Source organism: Methylobacterium sp. J-048 (assembly GCF_022829515.1).
Lineage (GTDB): Bacteria > Pseudomonadota > Alphaproteobacteria > Rhizobiales > Beijerinckiaceae > Methylobacterium.
Genome location: NZ_JAKSYL010000218.1, coordinates 1 through 18447 on the forward strand (window position 1 = coordinate 1; position 18447 = coordinate 18447).

Annotated in this window: 15 protein-coding genes; 8 read left to right on the forward strand and 7 right to left on the reverse strand. The window is 68.9% G+C overall.

Annotated elements, in window-relative coordinates; all coding sequences use genetic code 11:
- The 7 genes from MKL09_RS21285 to MKL09_RS21315 all read left to right on the forward strand — a co-directional run.
- Window positions 1-685: transketolase C-terminal domain-containing protein (locus MKL09_RS21285; RefSeq protein WP_279606037.1), on the forward strand; the 685-nt coding region annotated here is incomplete at its 5' end.
- Between the two features lie 127 nt (window positions 686-812).
- Window positions 813-1841 carry a hopanoid-associated sugar epimerase gene (hpnA, locus tag MKL09_RS21290; RefSeq protein ID WP_244023449.1) on the forward strand — a complete coding sequence of 343 codons (1029 nt, stop codon included), beginning with the start codon at window positions 813-815 and terminating at the stop codon, window positions 1839-1841.
- The gene (gene hpnC, locus MKL09_RS21295; RefSeq protein WP_244023451.1) at window positions 1838-2734 is read left to right on the forward strand and encodes a squalene synthase HpnC; all 897 of its coding nucleotides are present in this window, start codon (window positions 1838-1840) and stop codon (window positions 2732-2734) included. The genes hpnA and hpnC overlap by 4 nt, the downstream gene beginning before the upstream one ends.
- The gene (hpnD, locus tag MKL09_RS21300) at window positions 2731-3582 is read left to right on the forward strand and encodes a presqualene diphosphate synthase HpnD (RefSeq protein WP_244023452.1); all 852 of its coding nucleotides are present in this window, start codon (window positions 2731-2733) and stop codon (window positions 3580-3582) included. Before hpnC ends, hpnD begins: the two co-directional genes overlap by 4 nt.
- Window positions 3582-4898: a hydroxysqualene dehydroxylase HpnE gene (gene hpnE, locus MKL09_RS21305; RefSeq protein ID WP_244023454.1), complete on the forward strand. Its 1317-nt coding sequence runs from the start codon at window positions 3582-3584 to the stop codon at window positions 4896-4898. Before hpnD ends, hpnE begins: the two co-directional genes overlap by 1 nt.
- A gap of 42 nt (window positions 4899-4940) precedes the next feature.
- The gene (gene shc, locus MKL09_RS21310) at window positions 4941-6938 is read left to right on the forward strand and encodes a squalene--hopene cyclase (RefSeq protein ID WP_244023456.1); all 1998 of its coding nucleotides are present in this window, start codon (window positions 4941-4943) and stop codon (window positions 6936-6938) included.
- A 172-nt stretch (window positions 6939-7110) separates the two neighbouring features.
- A complete protein-coding gene (locus MKL09_RS21315; RefSeq protein WP_244023458.1) occupies window positions 7111-7821 on the forward strand; it encodes a phosphorylase in 711 nt (236 codons plus the stop codon).
- Between the two features lie 262 nt (window positions 7822-8083).
- Here MKL09_RS21315 and MKL09_RS21320 read toward each other — a convergent pair whose 3' ends face one another.
- Window positions 8084-9640 carry a Do family serine endopeptidase gene (locus MKL09_RS21320; protein ID WP_244023460.1) on the reverse strand — a complete coding sequence of 519 codons (1557 nt, stop codon included), beginning with the start codon at window positions 9638-9640 and terminating at the stop codon, window positions 8084-8086.
- Between the two features lie 289 nt (window positions 9641-9929).
- Between MKL09_RS21320 and MKL09_RS21325 the strand changes: the two genes are divergently transcribed.
- Window positions 9930-10307 carry a hypothetical protein gene (locus MKL09_RS21325; protein ID WP_244023462.1) on the forward strand — a complete coding sequence of 126 codons (378 nt, stop codon included), beginning with the start codon at window positions 9930-9932 and terminating at the stop codon, window positions 10305-10307.
- 23 nt (window positions 10308-10330) lie between these two features.
- On the opposite strand, the gene MKL09_RS21330 is transcribed toward MKL09_RS21325, so the two are convergent.
- The 6 genes from MKL09_RS21330 to MKL09_RS21355 form a co-directional block, all read right to left on the reverse strand.
- A complete protein-coding gene (locus MKL09_RS21330; RefSeq protein WP_244023464.1) occupies window positions 10331-10702 on the reverse strand; it encodes a type II toxin-antitoxin system VapC family toxin in 372 nt (123 codons plus the stop codon).
- The gene (locus tag MKL09_RS21335; protein WP_244023466.1) at window positions 10699-10893 is read right to left on the reverse strand and encodes a type II toxin-antitoxin system VapB family antitoxin; all 195 of its coding nucleotides are present in this window, start codon (window positions 10891-10893) and stop codon (window positions 10699-10701) included. The genes MKL09_RS21330 and MKL09_RS21335 overlap by 4 nt, the downstream gene beginning before the upstream one ends.
- A gap of 253 nt (window positions 10894-11146) precedes the next feature.
- Entirely contained in the window at window positions 11147-13864 is a 2718-nt protein-coding gene (locus tag MKL09_RS21340; protein ID WP_244023467.1) for a valine--tRNA ligase, read from the reverse strand.
- A gap of 118 nt (window positions 13865-13982) precedes the next feature.
- The gene (locus MKL09_RS21345; RefSeq protein ID WP_244023469.1) at window positions 13983-14576 is read right to left on the reverse strand and encodes a PopZ family protein; all 594 of its coding nucleotides are present in this window, start codon (window positions 14574-14576) and stop codon (window positions 13983-13985) included.
- Window positions 14577-14699: 123 nt separating this feature from the next.
- On the reverse strand, window positions 14700-16304 hold the full coding sequence (locus MKL09_RS21350) for a TolC family outer membrane protein (RefSeq protein ID WP_244023473.1): 1605 nt from the start codon (window positions 16302-16304) through the stop codon (window positions 14700-14702).
- A gap of 467 nt (window positions 16305-16771) precedes the next feature.
- The gene (locus MKL09_RS21355) at window positions 16772-17467 is read right to left on the reverse strand and encodes a collagen-like protein (RefSeq protein ID WP_244023471.1); all 696 of its coding nucleotides are present in this window, start codon (window positions 17465-17467) and stop codon (window positions 16772-16774) included.
- Window positions 17468-18447: the final 980 nt, after the last annotated feature.

Genomic DNA, 18447 nt, shown 5'->3' on the forward strand with positions numbered 1-18447 from the left:
CTGTCTGGACCGGGCCGGCTTGGTCGGCGCCGACGGGGCGACGCATGCCGGGGCGTTCGATCTGGCGTATCTGTGCTGCCTGCCGAACATGACCGTGATGGCGGCGTCCGACGAGGCCGAACTGGTGCACATGGTGGCGACCGCCCACGCCCATGACACCGGCCCGATCGCCCTGCGCTACCCGCGCGGCGAGGGCGTCGGCGTCGAGCTGCCGGAGCGGGGCGAGGTGCTGGCGATCGGCAAGGGCCGGATGGTCCGCCGGGACCCGGAGGCGCGTGTGGCGATCCTCAGCCTCGGCACGCGGCTGTCCGAGGCCCTGAAGGCGGCGGATGCGCTGTCGGAGCAGGGCGTGGCGGTGAGCGTGGCGGATGCGCGCTTCGCCAAGCCCTTGGACGAGGCGCTGATCCTGGATCTGGCGCAGAACCACGAGGTTCTGATCACCATCGAGGAGGGCTCGCGCGGCGGGTTCGGGGCGATGGTGCTGCACCTGCTGTCCGAGCAGGGCGCGCTGGACGCGGGCCGGGTGCGGGTCCGGACGCTGACGCTGCCGGACACCTACCAGGACCACGACAGCCCGGAGAAGATGTACGCTGAGGCCGGTCTCGACGCCGCCACCATCGTCAAGACCGCGCTCGCTACCCTGCCGGAGCGCAAGGAAGGCCGCTCGCGCCTGCGCCTGGCCTGATCCAGGCGCGAAGCAGCGGGGGATGCGGTCACGCCCCTCGCTTGCCGCCTGGGCGGTTCGATGACACAAGCGCGGCGCGGCGGGGTCCCCCGCCCGCGCCGGCATTCCGCAACGCTTTAGACATGTGATGGTTGAGGCCACTTCCTCCGGCCCGTCCGAGGTCGGCCCCGTGCTGATCACTGGCGCGAGCGGGTTCCTCGGTTCAGCCCTGGTCGACGTGTTCCGCCGGGCCGGCTTCCCGGTGCGCATCCTCGTGCGCGCCACGAGCCCGCGCCGGAACCTGACCTGGACCGATGTCGAGATCGCCGAGGGCGACATGCGTGATCCGGCGGCTGTCGCCGCCGCCCTACGCGGCCAGCGCTACCTGATCCACGCTGCGGCCGATTACCGGCTTTGGGCGCCGGATATGGAGGAGATCGTCCGCACCAACCGCGACGGCACCCGCCTGATGATGCGCGCCGCCCTCGATGCCGGCGTCGAGCGGGTGGTCTATACGTCGAGCGTCGCCACCATCAAGCCGCCGGCCGACGGGGTCACGCCCTCCGACGAGACCATGCCGCTGACCCCCGAGACCGCCATCGGCGCCTACAAGCGCAGCAAGGTCGTGGCCGAGCGCGTTGTCGAGGAGATGATCGCCCGGGACGGGTTGCAGGCGGTGATCGTCAACCCCTCGACGCCGATCGGCCCCCGGGACGTGAAGCCGACCCCCACCGGCCGGATCATCCAGGAGGCCGCGCTGGGCAAGATGCCGGCCTTCGTCGATACCGGTCTGAACCTCGCCCATGTCGACGACGTGGCCCACGGCCATCTGCTGGCCCTGCGCCGGGGCCGGGTCGGCGAGCGTTACATCCTCGGCGGCGAGGACGTGTTCCTGTCGCAGATGCTCGCCGACATCGCCGGGATGGTCGGCCGCAAGCCGCCGACCGTGAACCTGCCGCGCGCCGCGGTCTACCCGGTGGCGTTCTTCGCCCAGCTCGCCGCCCGGGTCACCGGCCGCCAGCCGTTCGCCACCATCGACGGCATCCGCATGTCCCGCTACCGGATGTTCTTTTCGGACCGGAAGGCGCGCCTCGAACTGGGCTACACCGCGCGGCCGTACCGCGAGGGCCTGTCCGACGCGATCGCGTGGTTCCGCCAGGCCGGGTATCTCGGATGAGCCAGCTCGACACCGCGACCGACGCGCGCTCCGGCAAGGGCCACCGCGACGAGAACTTTCCCGTCGCCTCGCACCTGATCCACCCGCGCCACCGCGGCGCGATCCTGGCCTTCTACAACTTCGTCCGCGCCGGCGACGACGTGGCCGATCACACGGAACTCGCGTCCGAGCGCAAGCTCGAATTGCTCGATCAGCTGGCCGACGCGCTCACCGGCGCCGGCCCGTCCGACCCCGAGGCGGAGCCGCTCAAGCGCGAGCTCGCCGCCCGCGGCCTGCCGCCCCGCCACGCGCTGGAACTGCTCGACGCGTTCCGGATGGACGCGCGCAAGAACCGCACGGCCAACTGGGACGAGCTGATCCACTATTGCCGCTACTCGGCGATGCCGGTCGGGCGCTTCCTCCTCGACGTGCACGGCGAGGATCCGGCGCGGGTCTATAAGGCCTCGGACGCGATCTGTGCGGCGCTCCAGATCATCAATCACCTCCAGGATTGCGGCAAGGATTTCTCGGGACTCGACCGGGTCTACATCCCGCAAGACACCCTGGACCGGCATGGCGCGAGCATCGCGATGCTGGGCGCCCCGAAGGCGAGCCCGCAACTCCGGGCGGTGATCGCCGAACTAGCGCAACGCTGCCTCGACCTCCTCGACGAGGGCGCCGTCCTGCCGGACCTGATCGACGACCTGCGCCTGTCCCTTGAGATCGCCGCGATCCACCGCCTCGCCGTGGTCCTCGCCAAGGGGCTGACCACGCGCGATCCGCTCTCCGAGAAAGTCCATCACGGCAAGGCCGCCTTCGCGCTCACCGCGCTCGGCGGCGTCGCCGCCACCCTGGCGCGCCGCCCCTTCCGGGGCCGGACCGTGCGGGACGCGGCTCAGGGAATCCGCTCGTGAGCGCCACCGCGACCACCGCCCCCGCCGACGACTCCGCCGCCCCGGCCCTGCCGGCCGCCGGCTCCTCGTTCTACACCGCCATGCGTCTGCTCCCGAAGGAACGGCGCGAGGCGATGTACGCCGTCTACGCCTTCTGCCGCGCCGTCGACGACGTCGCCGACGATGGCGGCCCCCGGGCGGTGCGCCAGGTCGAACTCGACCGCTGGCGCGCCGATATCGACGCCCTCTATGCCGGCCGTCCGGCGCCGCGGGTGCGCGACCTCGTCGAGCCGGTGCGCCGCTACGACCTCAAGCGCGAGGATTTCCAGGCGGTCATCGACGGTATGGCCATGGATGCGGTCGAGGACATCGTCGCTCCCGATGCCGAGACCCTCGATCTCTACTGCGACCGGGTCGCCAGCGCGGTCGGGCGGCTGTCGGTGCGGATCTTCGGCATGCCGGAGGCGGACGGGATCCGGCTCGCCTGGCACCAGGGCCGGGCGCTCCAGCTCACCAACATCCTCCGGGACATCGACGAGGATGCCGAGCGCGGCCGCCTCTACCTGCCCCGCGAGAAGCTGGCCGCCATCGGCCTGACCAATCCGACGCCCCTGGAGGCGATCGGCCACCCGCGCATCGGCGAGGTCTGCCTGTCGGTGGCCCGGGAGGCCGAGGAGCACTACCAGGCGACCTGGGAGATCATCCGGCGCAGCCCCCGCAAGGCGACCAAGGCCGCCCGGTTGATGGCGGCGGCCTACCACCTCTACCTCAAGGCGGTGATCGCCCGCGGCTGGGCAATGCCCCGCGCCCGGGTGAAGCCCGGCAAGCTCGCGCTGCTCGCCGTCGTCCTCCGCCATGGCGTGATCTGATGGGACGCATCCACGTCGTCGGCGCTGGCCTCGCCGGCCTCTCCGCGGCCGTCGCGCTGGCCGAGACCGGCGCCCAGGTGGTGCTGCACGAGGCCGCCAAGCAGGCCGGCGGGCGCTGCCGCTCCTATTACGACCCGTCGCTGGGCCTGACGATCGACAACGGCAACCACCTGCTGCTGTCGGGCAATGCCGACGCCCTGGGTTTCCTCAAGACCGTCGGCGCCCCCGCGGACGCGCTGACCGGCCCCGACGAGGCGGCGTTCGACTTCGCCGACCTGAAGACCGGCGACCGCTGGTGCCTGCGCCCCAATGCCGGCCGTCTGCCCTGGTGGGTGATGAGCCCGTCGCGCCGCGTCCCTGGCACCCGCGCCCGGGACTATCTCGCTCCGCTCGGAATCCTGCGCGCCGCCTCCGGCAAGCCGGAAGGCGCGGGCGGCACGATCGGCGAGAGCATGGCCTGTGAGGGCGATCTCTACGCCAAGCTCTGGCACCCGGTGCTGCTCGCCGCGCTCAACACCGAGCCGCGGGACAGCGATGTCGGGCTGGCGGCCAAGATTCTGCGCGAGACCCTGGGCGCCGGAGGCAAGGCCTGTCGTCCGCTGGTGGCGGTGGAGGGCCTGTCCTACGCCTTCGTGGACCCGGCCCTGCGCTACCTGACGGCCCGTGGCTGCGAGATCCGTCTGGGCCGGCGCCTGCGCGGCCTCGACCTCGCCGACGGCCGAGTCGGGCCGCTGCTGTTCTCGGACGGGCCGGAGACGATCGGTCCCGAGGACGGAATCGTGCTGGCCCTGCCGCCCTGGGTAGCCCGGGAGGTGTTGCCCGGTCTCCTCGCCCCGGTGGAATTCCGATCTATCGTGAACGCGCATTTTGCCATGGTGCCCAAGCCCGGCAGCCCGCTGCTCCTGGGCGTCGTAAACTCCCTGACGGAATGGCTTTTCGCTTATCCGGACCGGTACTCGGTGACGATTAGCGGTGCCGACCGGCTCCTCGACGTCCCCCGGGAAGACCTCGCTCGCCAGATCTGGGCTGAGATCGCAGAGTTGTGCAGTCTTGCTCCGGAACTGCCTAGCTGGCAGATCGTAAAGGAGAAGCGTGCGACCTTCGCGGCGACGCCGGCCGAGGCCGCGCGGCGCTCGGGGGCCGAAACCGCCTACGAGAATCTCGTCCTGGCAGGCGATTGGACCGCCACCGGCCTGCCATCGACGATCGAGGGAGCGATCCGTTCGGGCAAGACGGCGGCGCGTGCGCTGCGTCACGGATCCCCCGTGCGCGGCGGGTTACGCGCGCCGGTACAAGGCGCATTGGGCGCCGCTTGAGGCATGGCGGTCGCAACGCAGCGGCCGTTCGAGGCGAGGACCATGAGAGAGGCCGTAAGCAAGGTTGAGCCGCTTCAGCGCTCGAAGACCCAGGGGATCTCGCTCGACGACGTCGAGCGCGGCGTGGCGCAGGCGACGCGGTCGCTGATCAACCTGGCGCATGACGATGGGCATATATGCTTCGAGCTCGAGGCGGATGCCACGATTCCGTCCGAGTACGTCCTGTTCCACCATTTCCGCGGCACGCCCGTCGCCGACGGCCTTGAGGCCAAGATCGGCAACTACCTGCGCCGCACCCAAGGCCGGCACGGCGGCTGGGCCCTCGTCCACGAGGGGCCGTTCGACATGAGCTGCACGGTCAAGGCGTATTTCGCCCTCAAGATGATCGGCGACGACATCGAGGCCCCGCATATGCGCCGGGCCCGCGAGGCGATCCTGTCCCGCGGCGGCGCCGCGAACGCCAACGTCTTCACCCGCTTCATGCTGGCGCTCTACGGCGAGGTGCCGTGGCGCGCCGTGCCGGTGATGCCCGTGGAGGTGATGTTCCTGCCGAAGTGGTTCCCGTTCCACCTCGACAAGATCAGCTACTGGGCGCGCACCACCGTGGTGCCGCTGTTCGTGCTCCAGGCGACCAAGCCGCGCGCCCGCAACCCGCGCGGCATCAGCGTCCAGGAGCTGTTCATCACGCCGCCGGGGAGCGTTCGGACCTGGCCCGGCTCGCCGCACGCCACTTGGCCGTGGACGCCGATCTTCGGCTTCATCGACCGGATGCTGCAGCTGGTCGAGGATCGCCTGCCGCGCAAGAGCCGCCAGCGCGCCATGGAGAAGGCCCGTGCCTGGGTCAGCGAGCGCCTGAACGGCGAGGACGGTCTGGGCGCGATCTTCCCCGCCATGGTCAACTCGGTGCTGATGTACGAGGTGATGGGTTACCGGGCCGATCATCCGCAGGTCCGCGTCGCCTGCGATGCCATCGAGAAGCTCGTGGTCGAGAAGGCCGACGAGGCCTACGTCCAGCCCTGCGTCTCGCCGGTCTGGGATACGGCACTGGCCGCTCACGCGCTGCTGGAGGCGGGAAGCCCCGAGGCTGAGGCGCAGGCCCGCGCCGGGCTCGACTGGCTGAAGCCCCGCCAGATCCTCGACATCGTCGGCGACTGGGCGGCGCGCAAGCCGAAGGTCCGCCCGGGCGGCTGGGCCTTCCAGTACGCCAACGCCCACTATCCCGACCTCGACGACACCGCCGTGGTGGTGATGGCTATGGACCGGGCCATGCACCAGCACGGACTGGTCGCCGGCATGCCGGACTACAAGGCCTCGATCGCCCGCGCGCGCGAGTGGGTCGAGGGGCTGCAGTCCGAGGACGGCGGCTGGGCGGCGTTCGACGCCGACAACAACCACATGTACCTCAACCACATCCCGTTCTCGGACCACGGCGCGTTGCTCGATCCGCCGACCGCGGACGTGACCGCCCGGGTGGTCGGGATGCTGGCCCAGCTCGGCGAGACCCGGGAGACCTCCCGGGCGCTGGACCGCGGCGTGAACTACCTGCTCAACGACCAGGAAGAGGACGGCTCCTGGTACGGCCGCTGGGGCATGAACTTTATCTACGGCACGTGGTCGGTGCTGTGCGCCCTGAACGCCGCCGGGGTCGATTCCGCCGATCCGCGGATTCAGCGTGCGGTCTCCTGGCTGATCCGGATCCAGAACCCGGATGGCGGCTGGGGCGAGGATGCCAACTCGTACAAGATCGATCCGGCCTTCGAGGCGGGCTCGTCCACGGCCTCGCAGACCGCCTGGGCGCTGCTGGCCCTGATGGCGGCCGGCGCGGTTGATGATCCGGCCGTGACCCGGGGCATCAACTTCCTCACGCGCACGCAGGGGCCGGACGGGTTCTGGAACGAGGAGCGCTACACCGCCACGGGCTTCCCGCGGGTGTTCTACCTGCGGTACCATGGCTACCCGAAGTTCTTCCCGCTCTGGGCGATGGCGCGGTTCCGCAACCTGAAGCGCACCAACAGCCGGCGCGTCCAGTTCGGCATGTGATGCTGAAGGGACCGGCCCGCTGGGCCGGTCCCACCGGCGGCTCGCATTGTCCAACCGACCCGCGAACCCCGGTATCCCGCACGTGGCTCCCCCCGACGACGATCCCGCGACACCGGCTCCCCGGCAGTCGCGGCTCCTTGCGGAGCTCGCCGGACTGGTCCACCAGCGCGCGATGATTGATCCCGCCGCGCCCGTCCTCGCCGTCACCGGGCTCGCCCGCGAGCGCCGCCTCGCCGCCGGGGAGGGGGTCGAGGCGGTCGGCGCCGGCGGCAACCCGCATCGCCTGCGCCAGCTGCTCGATGCGCGCCCGCAAGCGGGCTGCCGGGCGGTGATCAGCTTCGGCATCGCGGGCGGGCTCGACCCGTCCTTGAAGCCCGGCGACGTGGTGGTCGGCACCGGGATCGTCGGCGAGGACGGACGGCGCGCCGCCGATCTTGATCTCTCCGCCACGCTCCTCAACGCCCTGTCGGGCATCGGCCCCCGGGTGATCCCTGCGGATCTCGCAGGCGTCGACACGGCCGTTCTCGGGGTCGACGGCAAGGCCGAACTGCGCGCCCAGACGGGGGCGGCCGCCGTCGACATGGAATCCCACGTCGCCGCGGCTTTCGCGGGCCGCCACGGCCTGCCCTTCGCGGCCCTGCGGGTGATCTGCGACCCCGCCAACCAGGCGCTGCCCGCCTTCGCGGCCCAGGCCCTCACCCCGGACGGCGAGCCCGACATCGCCGCGGTCTTTTTCGCCTTCGCCCGGGGCCGGGCGCGGCTCGGCGATCTGATGCGGCTGGCGCGTGATTCGAACGCGGCGTTTGCGTCTCTTGGGAAGTGCCGGGCGCGGTTGGGGAAGGGGCTCGGGATTCCGGTACCGTCTCATTCCGTTTCCGGCTGATCGGTCCGCAACCGCTTTCACCGTCATTGCGAGTGCAGCGAAGCAACCCAGTGCCGAGCGTCGTTCACGCGCGTGGCGTGTCCCTGGGTCGCTTCGCTACGCTCGCGATGACGGTGCGGGTCCCATAGCCGAGAGACAATCGCAGGCGCATCGGACCGCACGCCACAACAAAAAACGCCGGCCTGTTCGGCCGGCGTCAGTCGGGAGGAAGCATGAGGCGGCGCGGGGAGGGGAGAACCCCCGCGCCGGGTAGAGACCGGCCTCAGCCGGCGTTCTTGCTGAGCGAGACCGCCACGAAGCGGGTCTGGCCCTTGCTGCTCTTCACTCGCATCAGCACCGCCTTGCGGCCGCTCGACTCCGCCGTGCGGATCTGCGCGGCGACGTCGGAGGGGCGGGACACGCTCTGGCCGCCGACATCCAGGATTACGTCGCCGGCCTCGATGCCCTTGGCGGCGGCAGGACCGTCCGGATCGACCTGGACCACCGCGACACCCTGCTCGGACAGGCCGACATCGGCGGCCGGCGCGAGGTTCAGGCCGAGCCGCGGCTGACCGTTGCCCGAATCGTCCTCCCGGGCGGCGACCTTGGTGCCGTCGGTGGGCATGGCGCCGAGCGTCACCGTCGCCGTGTCGGCCTTGCCACCGCGCAGGTAGCCCAGCTCGACCTTGGCGCCGGGCTTCATGCCGGCGATCCGGCGCGATAGCTCGCGAGCGCTGTCCACCGTGTCGCCGTTGACCTTCTCGATCACGTCGCCGGCCTTCAGCCCGGCCTTGGCCGCCGGGGTGCCGCTCTCAGCGTGGTCGACCAGGGCGCCCTTCGCCTTGTCCAAGCCGAGCCCGTCGGCGATGTCCTGCGTCACCGGCTGGATCTGCACGCCCAGGTAGCCACGGGCGACCTTGCCGTCGGTGCGGAGCTGCTCGACCACCGCCTGCACGGTCTCGGCCGGGATCGCGAAGGCCAGGCCGACGCTGCCGCCGGACGGAGACGCGATGGCGGTGTTCACGCCGACCACCTCGCCGTTGACGTTGAAGGTCGGGCCGCCGGAATTGCCCTTGTTGATCGGGGCGTCGATCTGCAGGAAGTCGTCGTAGGGGCCGGCGCCGATGTCGCGGCCGCGGGCCGAGACGATGCCGGCCGTGACGGTGCCGCCGAGGCCGAACGGGTTGCCGATCGCCACCACCCAATCGCCGACCTGCGGGGCGCTCTTGCCGAACTGCACGTAGGGGAAGTTCGAGCCCTCGTTGATCTTCAGCAGCGCGACGTCGGTCTTGGAGTCCTTGCCGATTACCTTCGCGTCGAGCGTGCGGCCGTCGTCCAGGGTCACCTGCACGGTTTTGGCATGGTCGACCACGTGATTGTTGGTGACCACGTAGCCGTCGGCCGAGATGATGAAGCCGGAGCCGACCGCGCCGCGGGAGCCCTGGTGCTGCGGCTGGGGCTGGCCGCCGCCGCCCGGGCCGTTCTGGCCGAAGCGGCGGAAGAACTCGCGCAGCTGCGGCGGCACGTTCTGGAGATTCTGGCCCTGGCCGGAGCCCTGGCCCGGACCGTCCTCGTCGTCGCTGCTCGCCGAATCGTCGAGCTTGACCTTCACCGAGACGACGCCGGGCTTCACCTTGTTGACGATGCCGGCAAACGAGCCCGGGGGATGCTCCGGGGCCTCGATCGGGGTCTTGGGCAGGGCCTGGGCGTAGGCCGGGGTGACGGAGGGCAGGGTGGTGCCCAGGGCACCGCCGGCGATCAGCGCAGCGGCGGCCACCGAGGCGAGGGCGCGGCGCGAGGTGCGGCCGGAGATCGGGTGTTGAGGACGGGTCTCGGTCATGGGGATCGCAACCTCTTGGGACGGATCGGGACGCCGCCGGGGGCGCGGCGGTCGATGCGATCGGTCTAAGGGGCGGCGCCTGACCCTGGCGTGGCGGTCGAATTACGGTTTGGACATGTGCGGGGGCTCGGTCGCGTCGCGTCGCGTCGGCACTGGAAAAATCGGCGGCCGGTGCCGCTTGTCACCTGCGCGCCTGAAAAGACGACGTAGATTCTTACGAGCCCCGGCAGGTCGTCATAAACGTCGATGCTATAGATGGCCGTGGCGCGAGACGCGAGAGGGTGCACCCATGAAGACGCTGTTGGCGGCGGCCATATTTTTGGGATCGACGGCCGGATCGATGGCTGCCGATGACTATTTGGAGTTTCGGAATTATTTCGAAGCCAAGCCTGCTTCCAGCGAGCGAACGAAACCGAAAGCTTCCAAGAAGAAGGACCTTTCGATCGAAAGCATCGACGCTCGGCGTTACGACGATGGCGCCGGCTCCAAGAACCCGGACAACTTGAAGGCGGGTTACAGGAACCGGGCCGGGATCTATGTGCCGCCCGATTATTCCACGCATCCGCGCGGCCCGTCAGGCGACGGCTTCGGAGGTTCGATCGAGGAATCGTACGGCAGCGTCAGTGCGCCCAACCCCTTCGTCGGTTCCCTCGGCACCCGCCGCTGATGTCGGACCCTCGTATCGGGGCCTTAGTGAACCACTGGGTACGACAACCCGAGCCGATCGCTCACGGCGGCCAGGCGTTGGTCGCGTGTCCAGATCCGGGAGCCTGGCACCAGCTTTGCCGAGGCCAGCAGATGGGTGTCGATGTAGCCGATCCCGAGACCGTGTAACGCGTGGTCTGCGATCAGACGCATGACTTCTCCCGACTCTGCGACCGGGGCAGGCGGCATTTTCTCCAGCAAGCCCAACACGGTTGAACGGTCCCGCAAGCTGCCCAGGGCGAGCTCGCCGATGACGAAGGGATGAACGCGTTGGCGGCTTTCTCCGAGGAGCGCCATCATCATCGGGTCGGCTTCGCGGAGATGGTCGATCCAGACGCTTGTGTCGATGAGGATCACGACTCAGAGCGTCGGCGCGGCCCGGCTTCGGCTGTGGGATCGCTGCCGCCGAGCAGGATCATGCGTCGGGATACCTCGCGCTGGATCAACGCCCGCAGGGCTTCGCGCAAGAGTTCCGATCGTTCATTGATGCCCGTGTAGCGTTGTGCATCCGCTACAAGTTCGTCATCGAGATTGATCGTCGTGCGCATGGGAATCCCTCACGTCCGCCATCATATAGCGCATCGAACGATGCTCATAAAGATGCGCACAAAACGATAGCTCACCCAAAAGCTTGACCGACGCGACGTCTCATCAAAAGCCTGCCCATTTTGTGAATATCCCACAGCGATCGCTCTGCACCGACCCATTGCGTCGCTCCTGATCGTAGGGCGAACGGGAGCAACGCTTAAGATGAAAGGGATGATCTCGTACCGAACTGTTCCCTCTTTCAGCGTCGAACGATCAATCCCCGCTCAGCCGGGCCAGAGCCTCCTCGATCTTCACGAGCCGCGCGGCCTCGGCGTCGCGACGCTCGCGATTCTCCTCGATGATCTCCTCGGGGGCGCGAGCGACGAAGTCGGCATTGCCGAGCTTGGCGTCGATCTTCTTGATCTCGCCCTGGGCCTTGCCCTGCTCCTTCTTCAGGCGCGCGACCTCGGCGGCGAGATCGACGATGCCTTCCAACGGCAGCGCCGCGACGCTGCCGCGCACGAGGAGCTGCACCGAGTTCTTCGGCGGTGTCTCGGAAAACGTGATCTCGGAGAGCCGGGCCAGGCGCAGCAGCGTGTCCCGCCAGGCCTCGACCCGGGTCTTCACCTCGGTGGACGCCCCGACCATCACCAGGGGGATCTGCGCCGCGGCCGGGACGCTGGTCTCGGAGCGGGCCGAGCGAACTTGGGTGACGAGATCGACAACGAAGCCGACTTCGGCCTCGGCCCCGGCATCCGTGAGCCCGGCGAGATCCGGCCAGGCGGCGAGCGTCAGGAGACCGCGCTCAGGGAGCGCCGCGCCCTTGATCGCCCAAAGCTCCTCGGTGAGGAACGGCATGAACGGGTGCAGCAGCTTGGCGACCTGATCGATCAGGAACGCCACCGTCGCCTGGGTCTCGGCCCGGACGGCCGGATCGACGCCCTCGCCCTGCAGCACCGGCTTGGCGAGCTCGAGGTACCAGTCACAGAAAATATTCCAGACGAACCGGTAGGCGGCGCCGGCCGCGTCATTGAACCGGTAGGCGTCGAGGGCGGTGGTCACCTCGTCCACGGCCCGGGCGGCCTCGGTCAGCGCCCAGCGGTTGATCGCGCCGGTGATCGCTCGCGGATCGTAGGCGGGATCGAGCCGGCAGCCGTTCAGCTCGGCGAAGCGGGCGGCGTTCCAGAGCTTGGTCGCGAAGTTTCGGTAGTCCTTGACCCTGTCCTCCGACAGCTTGATGTCGCGCCCCTGGACGGCGAGCGCGCACAGGGTGAAGCGCAGGGCGTCCGCCCCCATCTTCTCGATCAGCTCCAGGGGATCGACGACGTTGCCCTTCGACTTCGACATCTTGGCGCCGGAGGCGTCGCGCACCAGCGTGTGCAGGTAGACTGTGTCGAACGGCGCCCGGTCGGTGAGGTGCAGGCCCATCATCATCATCCGGGCGACCCAGAAGAACAGGATGTCCTTGCCGGTCACCAGGGCATTGGTCGGGTAATAGCGGGCGAGTTCCGGGGTCGAATCCGGCCAGCCCAGCGTCGAGAACGGCCAGAGCGCGGAGGAGAACCACGTGTCGAGGACGTCCTCGTCGCGGGTCAGCACAACCGGCTTGCCGTGCTTTGCCTCGGCCTGGGCCAGGGCCTCGGCCTCGCTCTCGGCCACGAAGACCCCGCCCGCCTCATCGTACCAGACCGGGATCTGATGGCCCCACCAGAGCTGGCGCGAGATGCACCAGGGCTCGATGTTGGTGAGCCACTGGAAGAAGATCTTTTCGTAGTTCTCGGGCACGAACTTGGTCTGGCCGTCGCGCACCGCCTGGAGCGCGCGCTCGGCGAGCGGCTTCACGTTCACGTACCACTGGTCGGTCAGATACGGCTCGATGACCACGCCCGAGCGGTCCCCGTGCGGAACCGCATGGGTGTTCGGTTCGATGGCGCGCAGGCGCCCGCGCGCCTCCATCAGGGCGACGACCGCCTTGCGCGCATACGCCCGGTCGTGGCCATGCAGCGCCAGGGCCTCGGCCTCTGGGGTCGCGTCGGCGAGGAAGGCCGCGTTGCCGTCGAGCAGCATCTGGCCCTCGGGATCGAGGATGTTGATCACGCGCAGGCCGCGGCGACGGCCGACATCGAAATCGTTGAAATCGTGCGCCGGCGTGATCTTGACCGCGCCGGTGCCCTTCTCAGGGTCGGAATACGCGTCGGCGACGATCGGGATCAGGCGGCCGACCAGGGGCAGGCGGACCTGCTTGCCGACCAGAGACCTGTAGCGCTCGTCCTCGGGATGGACCGCGATGCCGGTATCGCCCAGCATCGTCTCGGGCCGGGTGGTGGCGACCGTGATGACCTCGCCGGTCTCGGCGCCGGCTTCGTCCACGACCGGATAATCGAAGTGCCAGAGATGGCCCTTCACCTCGATCTGCTGGACTTCCAGGTCCGAAATTGCGGTCTGGAACTTCGGGTCCCAGTTCACCAGCCGCTTGTCGCGGTAGATCAGGCCTTGGCGGTGCAGGTCCACGAAGGTCTTGAGCACGGCGCGGCTCAGGCCCTCGTCCATGGTGAAGCGCTCCCGCGACCAGTCGCAGGAGGCACCCAGCCGCCTGAGCTGGTTGACGATGGCGCCGCCGGATTCCGCCTTCCAGGCCCAGACCTTCTCGACGAAGGCCGCGCGGCCGATCGCCCGGCGGCCGGGCTCCTGACGCTCCATCATCCGGCGCTCAACCACCATCTGGGTGGCGATGCCGGCGTGGTCGGTGCCGGGCTGCCAGAGCACGTCCTTGCCGCGCATGCGCTCGAACCGGCACAGCACGTCCTGCAGCGTGTTGTTGAGGGCGTGGCCCATATGCAGCGAGCCCGTCACGTTCGGCGGCGGGATCACGATGCAATAGGGCGGCGCCCCGGCACGCTCGGGCCGGCCGGCGCGGAAGGCATCCGCCTCAACCCAGGCGGCGGAGATCCGCGCCTCGACGGAGGCGGGCTCGAAGGTCTTGTCCATCATCGCTTGTATGGGCCGAACGCGTGTCCACCGGAGTTGGACCCGCTTTCGACCGTCGCGCCGCGTCCGTCAACACGTACCCGGCACCGGGCCGGCCCCCACACGCGCAGGGGCCGTCGGCTCAGCGGCCGCGCGAGACCCGCTCGATCTCGGCGCGCACGAGCCGCTCGACCACCGCCGGCAGGTTGTCGTCCAGCCAGGATTTGAGCATCGGCCGGAGCATGTCCTTGACCAGATCCTCGAGGGTTCGGGCGTTCTGGGTCAGGACCGTGTGGGCCAGCAGGTTGAACGCGCCGTTGACGCTGGCGTCCGTCGCCGGCGAGACCAGGGTCTCGACCTCGGGCTCCGGCCGCGGCGGCGCCTGGAACACCGGCTGCGGCTGCGGCGCTGGGGTCGGACGGGCGGGCGGCGGCTCAGGTTCCGGCTCGGCGAACGCCTCGTCCTCGAAATCGATCGCGTCGAAATCGAGGGGGGCTGGCGTCGGCTCCGGCGGCGGCACGGCGCGGGGCCGCATCACCGGCTCGGCGACTTCGGCGAGGTCGAGAACATCGTCGGGCTCAGGCGCGGGCGCGGTCTCGGCGGGCTTGGCCGCCTGATCGTCCGCGATGATCCGCCTGATCGAAGCGAGGATCTCTTCCATCGAAGGCTCATGCGCCTTCTCGGCAGCCTTGTCCGGGAATTTCGAGTCCGGAATCTTGGGGCTCGCTGCACTCATCAACAGGCGCGCTCGGGCATGGGATATTCGGAAGATGACCCGATCGGGCCGCTCGTCAAACAGTATTCCATGCCAATTCGTCGCGGCAAGCGCGCCTGCACCACACTCCCCGTGGAAAAGACCTCAGCGCCCGTCCGGCGTGCGCAGGCCGAACCACAGATCCTTGACCTGGTCGTAGTGGATCTTGGCGCTGTAGTACTCCACCGGCAGGGCCGTGAAGCGGGCGGTCAGCTGGCCGATCGCCTGGACGACGCCGTAGGAGAAGATCACCCGGTCGCGCTGGGCCAGGATCAGGTTCACCCGCGAGTTCAGCAGTTCCTGCTGCGCGTTGAGCACGTCGAGGGTGGTGCGCTGGCCGACGCGGGCCTCCTCGCGGACGCCGTTCAGCGCCACCTCGTTGGCCTGGACCTGCGCCTGGGCGGCGATCACCTGCGCCTTGGCGGCTTCCAGACGGCCCCAGAAATCGACGATCTGCGCCCTAACCTGGTCGCGGGCCTGGTCGACCTGGATGCGGTACTGGCCGACCGTCTCCTTCGCCTGGCGGATCTGCGCGTAGGTCTGGCCGCCCTCGTAGATCGGGATGTTCAGCCGGCCGCCCACGAACCCGACGAAGAAGCTCTGGTTCGGCCCGTTCTGATCGTAGAGCTGGCTGAGCGAGCCCTGCAGGCTGAGCGACGGCGCCAGCTGGCCTTCCAGGATCTTGACCTGGGCCTCCGCACCGTCGACCGCGTGGATCGCCGACACGATCTGCGGATGCTCGCGCAGGCCGATGGCGATGGCCGCGTCGAGGCTGACCGGCACGTACCGGTCGAGGGGGCGGCCCGGGGCGAGCTGCCGGGGCTCGACGCCGATATTCTGCCGATAGATGCCGATGCTGGTGCGCAGGGTCGACTCGGCGGCGCTGACCTGGGAGCGCGCGCCGGCCAGCCGGGCTTCCGCCTGGGCCACGTCGGTGCGGGTCACCTCGCCGACGTTGAAGCGGTCGCGCGTCTGGCGCAGCTGCTCCTCCAGGACCTCGACGTTGTTGCGGTTGAGTTCCAGCGTCGCGGTGTTGCTGAGCACGTTCATGTACGCCTGGACGGCGTTGTAGAGCACCGTGATCTCGGTGAACCGCAGGGTTTCGCGCTGGCTGTAGACGGTGGACTCGGCCCGGCGGACGGTGTTGTCGGTCTGGAAGCCGTTGAAGATCGTCTGCGAGACGGTCAGGCTCGCGCTGCTCGGGAGATAGGTGGTGCGCGTCGTCCGGTTCGAGGCGACGACCTGGGACGTGACGTCGTTGGTCGAGGTCGCGCCCCCGGCCGCCTGACCGGCGGTGTTCGAGGCCAGGCCCCCCGCCGACGTGCCGGTGCTTCCGACGCCCGTGGAGCCGGTGGCCGCCCCGGTCGCGGATCCGCTGGCCGTGCCGCCGAGCCCCGAAGACGATGCGCCCGTCGTTCCCCCGGCGGTCGCTCCCGTGCTGGCCGTGCTGGCACCCGTGCTGGTTGCGCCCGCGGCCGCGGAGACGGTGCTGCCGCTGCGGGTCTGCAGATACTGCACGCCGATCGCCGCGCCGACATTGACCTGCGGCCGGTAGCCCGCCTGCGCGATGGCGACGTTCTCGTCGATGGCACGGACACCGGCGCGGCCGGCATTCAGGGACGGATTGCCCTGGTAGGCTTTCGCGAGCGCGCTCTCCAAAGTTTCGGCGAGGGAAGGATTGGTCGCCAAGAGTGCAAGTCCGGACGCTATTCCGATGGCTCGGAGCGTGGGGCAACTCGCTGGTGGACGTATTGTCACGATTAACAAGCCCTTGCGGTCTCTTAACGGTCCGGATGTCCGCCACGAAAACGGCCAAGGTACGGCGTTACGCAGGGATCCGATCAAGCCCGCCCCACCGTCACGCTTAGCGCAAAACCGCCGGTTTGGCTCGGGCTTGCCTCACGCTGGCGTCGAAATCTGGCGCGTTGGGGCATTAAGGTGACACATGACGGGCCGTCACCGGCAGGCTTCCGGCCCCGCCGTCTCCCGATCTCGGGGCAACGGTTTCTGTCGTGATTTGAAGAGGATGCGACCCTCCCGACAGGTCGGCGCGAGCGATCAGGCGTCCTCCGTTGGGCTCGTTGCCCGCGCCTGCCGGGCGATGGCGCCCGTCGCAAGCTCTGCAGTCGGAGACCGGACGGCACCGAGAACGACGAGACGAACCGGTTGACCGGCCTCTAATAGCGATCTTCAGCCGCCATTCCTGCCCCGGGGGCCGGCAGCGTGGCATCGTCGGCGCCTTGTTCCGGTTCGCGCGGCGCGCGCGCCGGACGCCGGTTGGCGACCGAGCCCGTCAGGATCGGCGATGGCTTGGCCTTGAACGCCGCAGGCGGCGATGCGGTCTTGCCGATCGGTCCCGGCACGCCCTGCGGGCCGCGCGGTCCAGGCGGCCCCGCCTGTCCTGCGCTCCCTGCCGGCCCCTCGATCCCCGGCGGACCGCGCTCGCCCTGTGCGCCGATGGGACCGTCGGCTCCCGGAGGGCCCGGTGGTCCCATGTCTCCCTGCGGCCCGGGTTGTCCCCGCGCGCCGGCCTCGCCGCGCGGTCCGGGTGGTCCGGGAAGGCCCGGCGCCTGCTGGCCGCACTCGCCCACGACGACGCTACGGGCCTGTTTGGGCGTCCGCAACGTCGCGATACAGGTCGCCGGATGATAAACCACGTGGAACTCGAAGTAGCCGCGGCTATCGGTGCGTTGCGAGAAGCGGCCGTCGAGGGTGATGTCGGCATCCGGTTCGCCGGCATTGCCCAGAACCCAGAGATCGCCGGCGGTAATCTTCGCCGCCTCAATGCGCATGTCCGCTTTTGCCGGGGAGATACAGAAAGCCGGCACCGCAACGATGTGCATGATGAGGATGTTCTGCCGCGATCGACGCATGGCGGGTCCCGCGCTTTTCATGTCGGCAAGATGCCATTCATATAGGGATTCGCAATAACGCGAGAGAATTGCTATGTGAAAAGCGTCGTTTTAGCGGTCGTCGCGATCGAATTCGGTATTCGCCTGGCCGACATGCTTAATTTGGCCGATGCCGGCTCGCGGCGGCCGGCCCCGCGCGGCACCGGCAGGTGTGATGACACCACACCCATGCGGTCGCAGGGGTCTGCGACGCAGCTTCGTATCCCACTGCCTTCGGATCCCGGCCCTCAGAGGCGGCATTTCTCTGCGGAACCGGCATCCGCAAGGGCCTCGGCACCCACGCGCAATGCTCGGTGAACGTCTGTCCAGATCCCCGACGGGGGCTTTGGATCGGACGCTCACAGAGTCGCGAAAGCCTGTTCAGATCCGATGCAACGGTTTCGGCATGTGGTTCGTTTGGGGGGAGCGGCGGTGCAGCATGGCGGCTTGGTCCGCCGCAGCCACACGAGTCGTGGACTTGCGGAACGTCAAGATCCCGCTTGTGCAGCGCACAATCTAATACTGCGTAAGTTGTTGCCCAGGCCGTTCTTTCGGCCCGACTGCCTCTGCGACTCAGTGCCAACTACTGAACCTGAGGTTTGCGTGACGGCCCGGCGCGCTGCGGCTTAATCCCCCGAATATATGCATTTTTTTACAAACCTAACCTGTTTATGAGCCTGAAACAAAATAACCACCGCCTTGTCGCCCCGCTAAATGTCGTCTATAAGCCGGTTAGAAACTAATCATTAACCACCCGCCATGGACCTCAACCGAGGAGCTGAGACCATGCACGGTCGTGCCAAATCCCCCACATCCACACGCGCTTCTGCGCCGCACCATAGGGTTGAGATGTCTGATGTGGCTGAGCAGCTTGCGGGTCAGGTGAGCGAGGCGGCTGAGGCGGTGGCGGAGGCGGTTTTGCCGGAGACGCCGTTCGTGGCGCGGGGTCTGCGGCTGGACTG

Bases quoted from the DNA above. Each gene is read 5' to 3' on its own strand.
- hpnA (WP_244023449.1), top strand. From the start codon at position 813: ATGGTTGAGGCCACTTCCTCCGGCCCGTCCGAGGTCGGCCCCGTGCTG.
- hpnC (WP_244023451.1), top strand. From the start codon at position 1,838: ATGAGCCAGCTCGACACCGCGACCGACGCGCGCTCCGGCAAGGGCCAC.
- hpnE (WP_244023454.1), top strand. From the start codon at position 3,582: ATGGGACGCATCCACGTCGTCGGCGCTGGCCTCGCCGGCCTCTCCGCG.
- shc (WP_244023456.1), top strand. From the start codon at position 4,941: ATGAGAGAGGCCGTAAGCAAGGTTGAGCCGCTTCAGCGCTCGAAGACC.
- MKL09_RS21315 (WP_244023458.1), top strand. From the start codon at position 7,111: ATGATTGATCCCGCCGCGCCCGTCCTCGCCGTCACCGGGCTCGCCCGC.
- MKL09_RS21320 (WP_244023460.1), bottom strand. From the start codon at position 9,640: ATGACCGAGACCCGTCCTCAACACCCGATCTCCGGCCGCACCTCGCGC.
- MKL09_RS21325 (WP_244023462.1), top strand. From the start codon at position 9,930: ATGAAGACGCTGTTGGCGGCGGCCATATTTTTGGGATCGACGGCCGGA.
- MKL09_RS21335 (WP_244023466.1), bottom strand. From the start codon at position 10,893: ATGCGCACGACGATCAATCTCGATGACGAACTTGTAGCGGATGCACAA.
- MKL09_RS21340 (WP_244023467.1), bottom strand. From the start codon at position 13,864: ATGATGGACAAGACCTTCGAGCCCGCCTCCGTCGAGGCGCGGATCTCC.
- MKL09_RS21345 (WP_244023469.1), bottom strand. From the start codon at position 14,576: ATGAGTGCAGCGAGCCCCAAGATTCCGGACTCGAAATTCCCGGACAAG.
- MKL09_RS21355 (WP_244023471.1), bottom strand. From the start codon at position 17,467: ATGCGTCGATCGCGGCAGAACATCCTCATCATGCACATCGTTGCGGTG.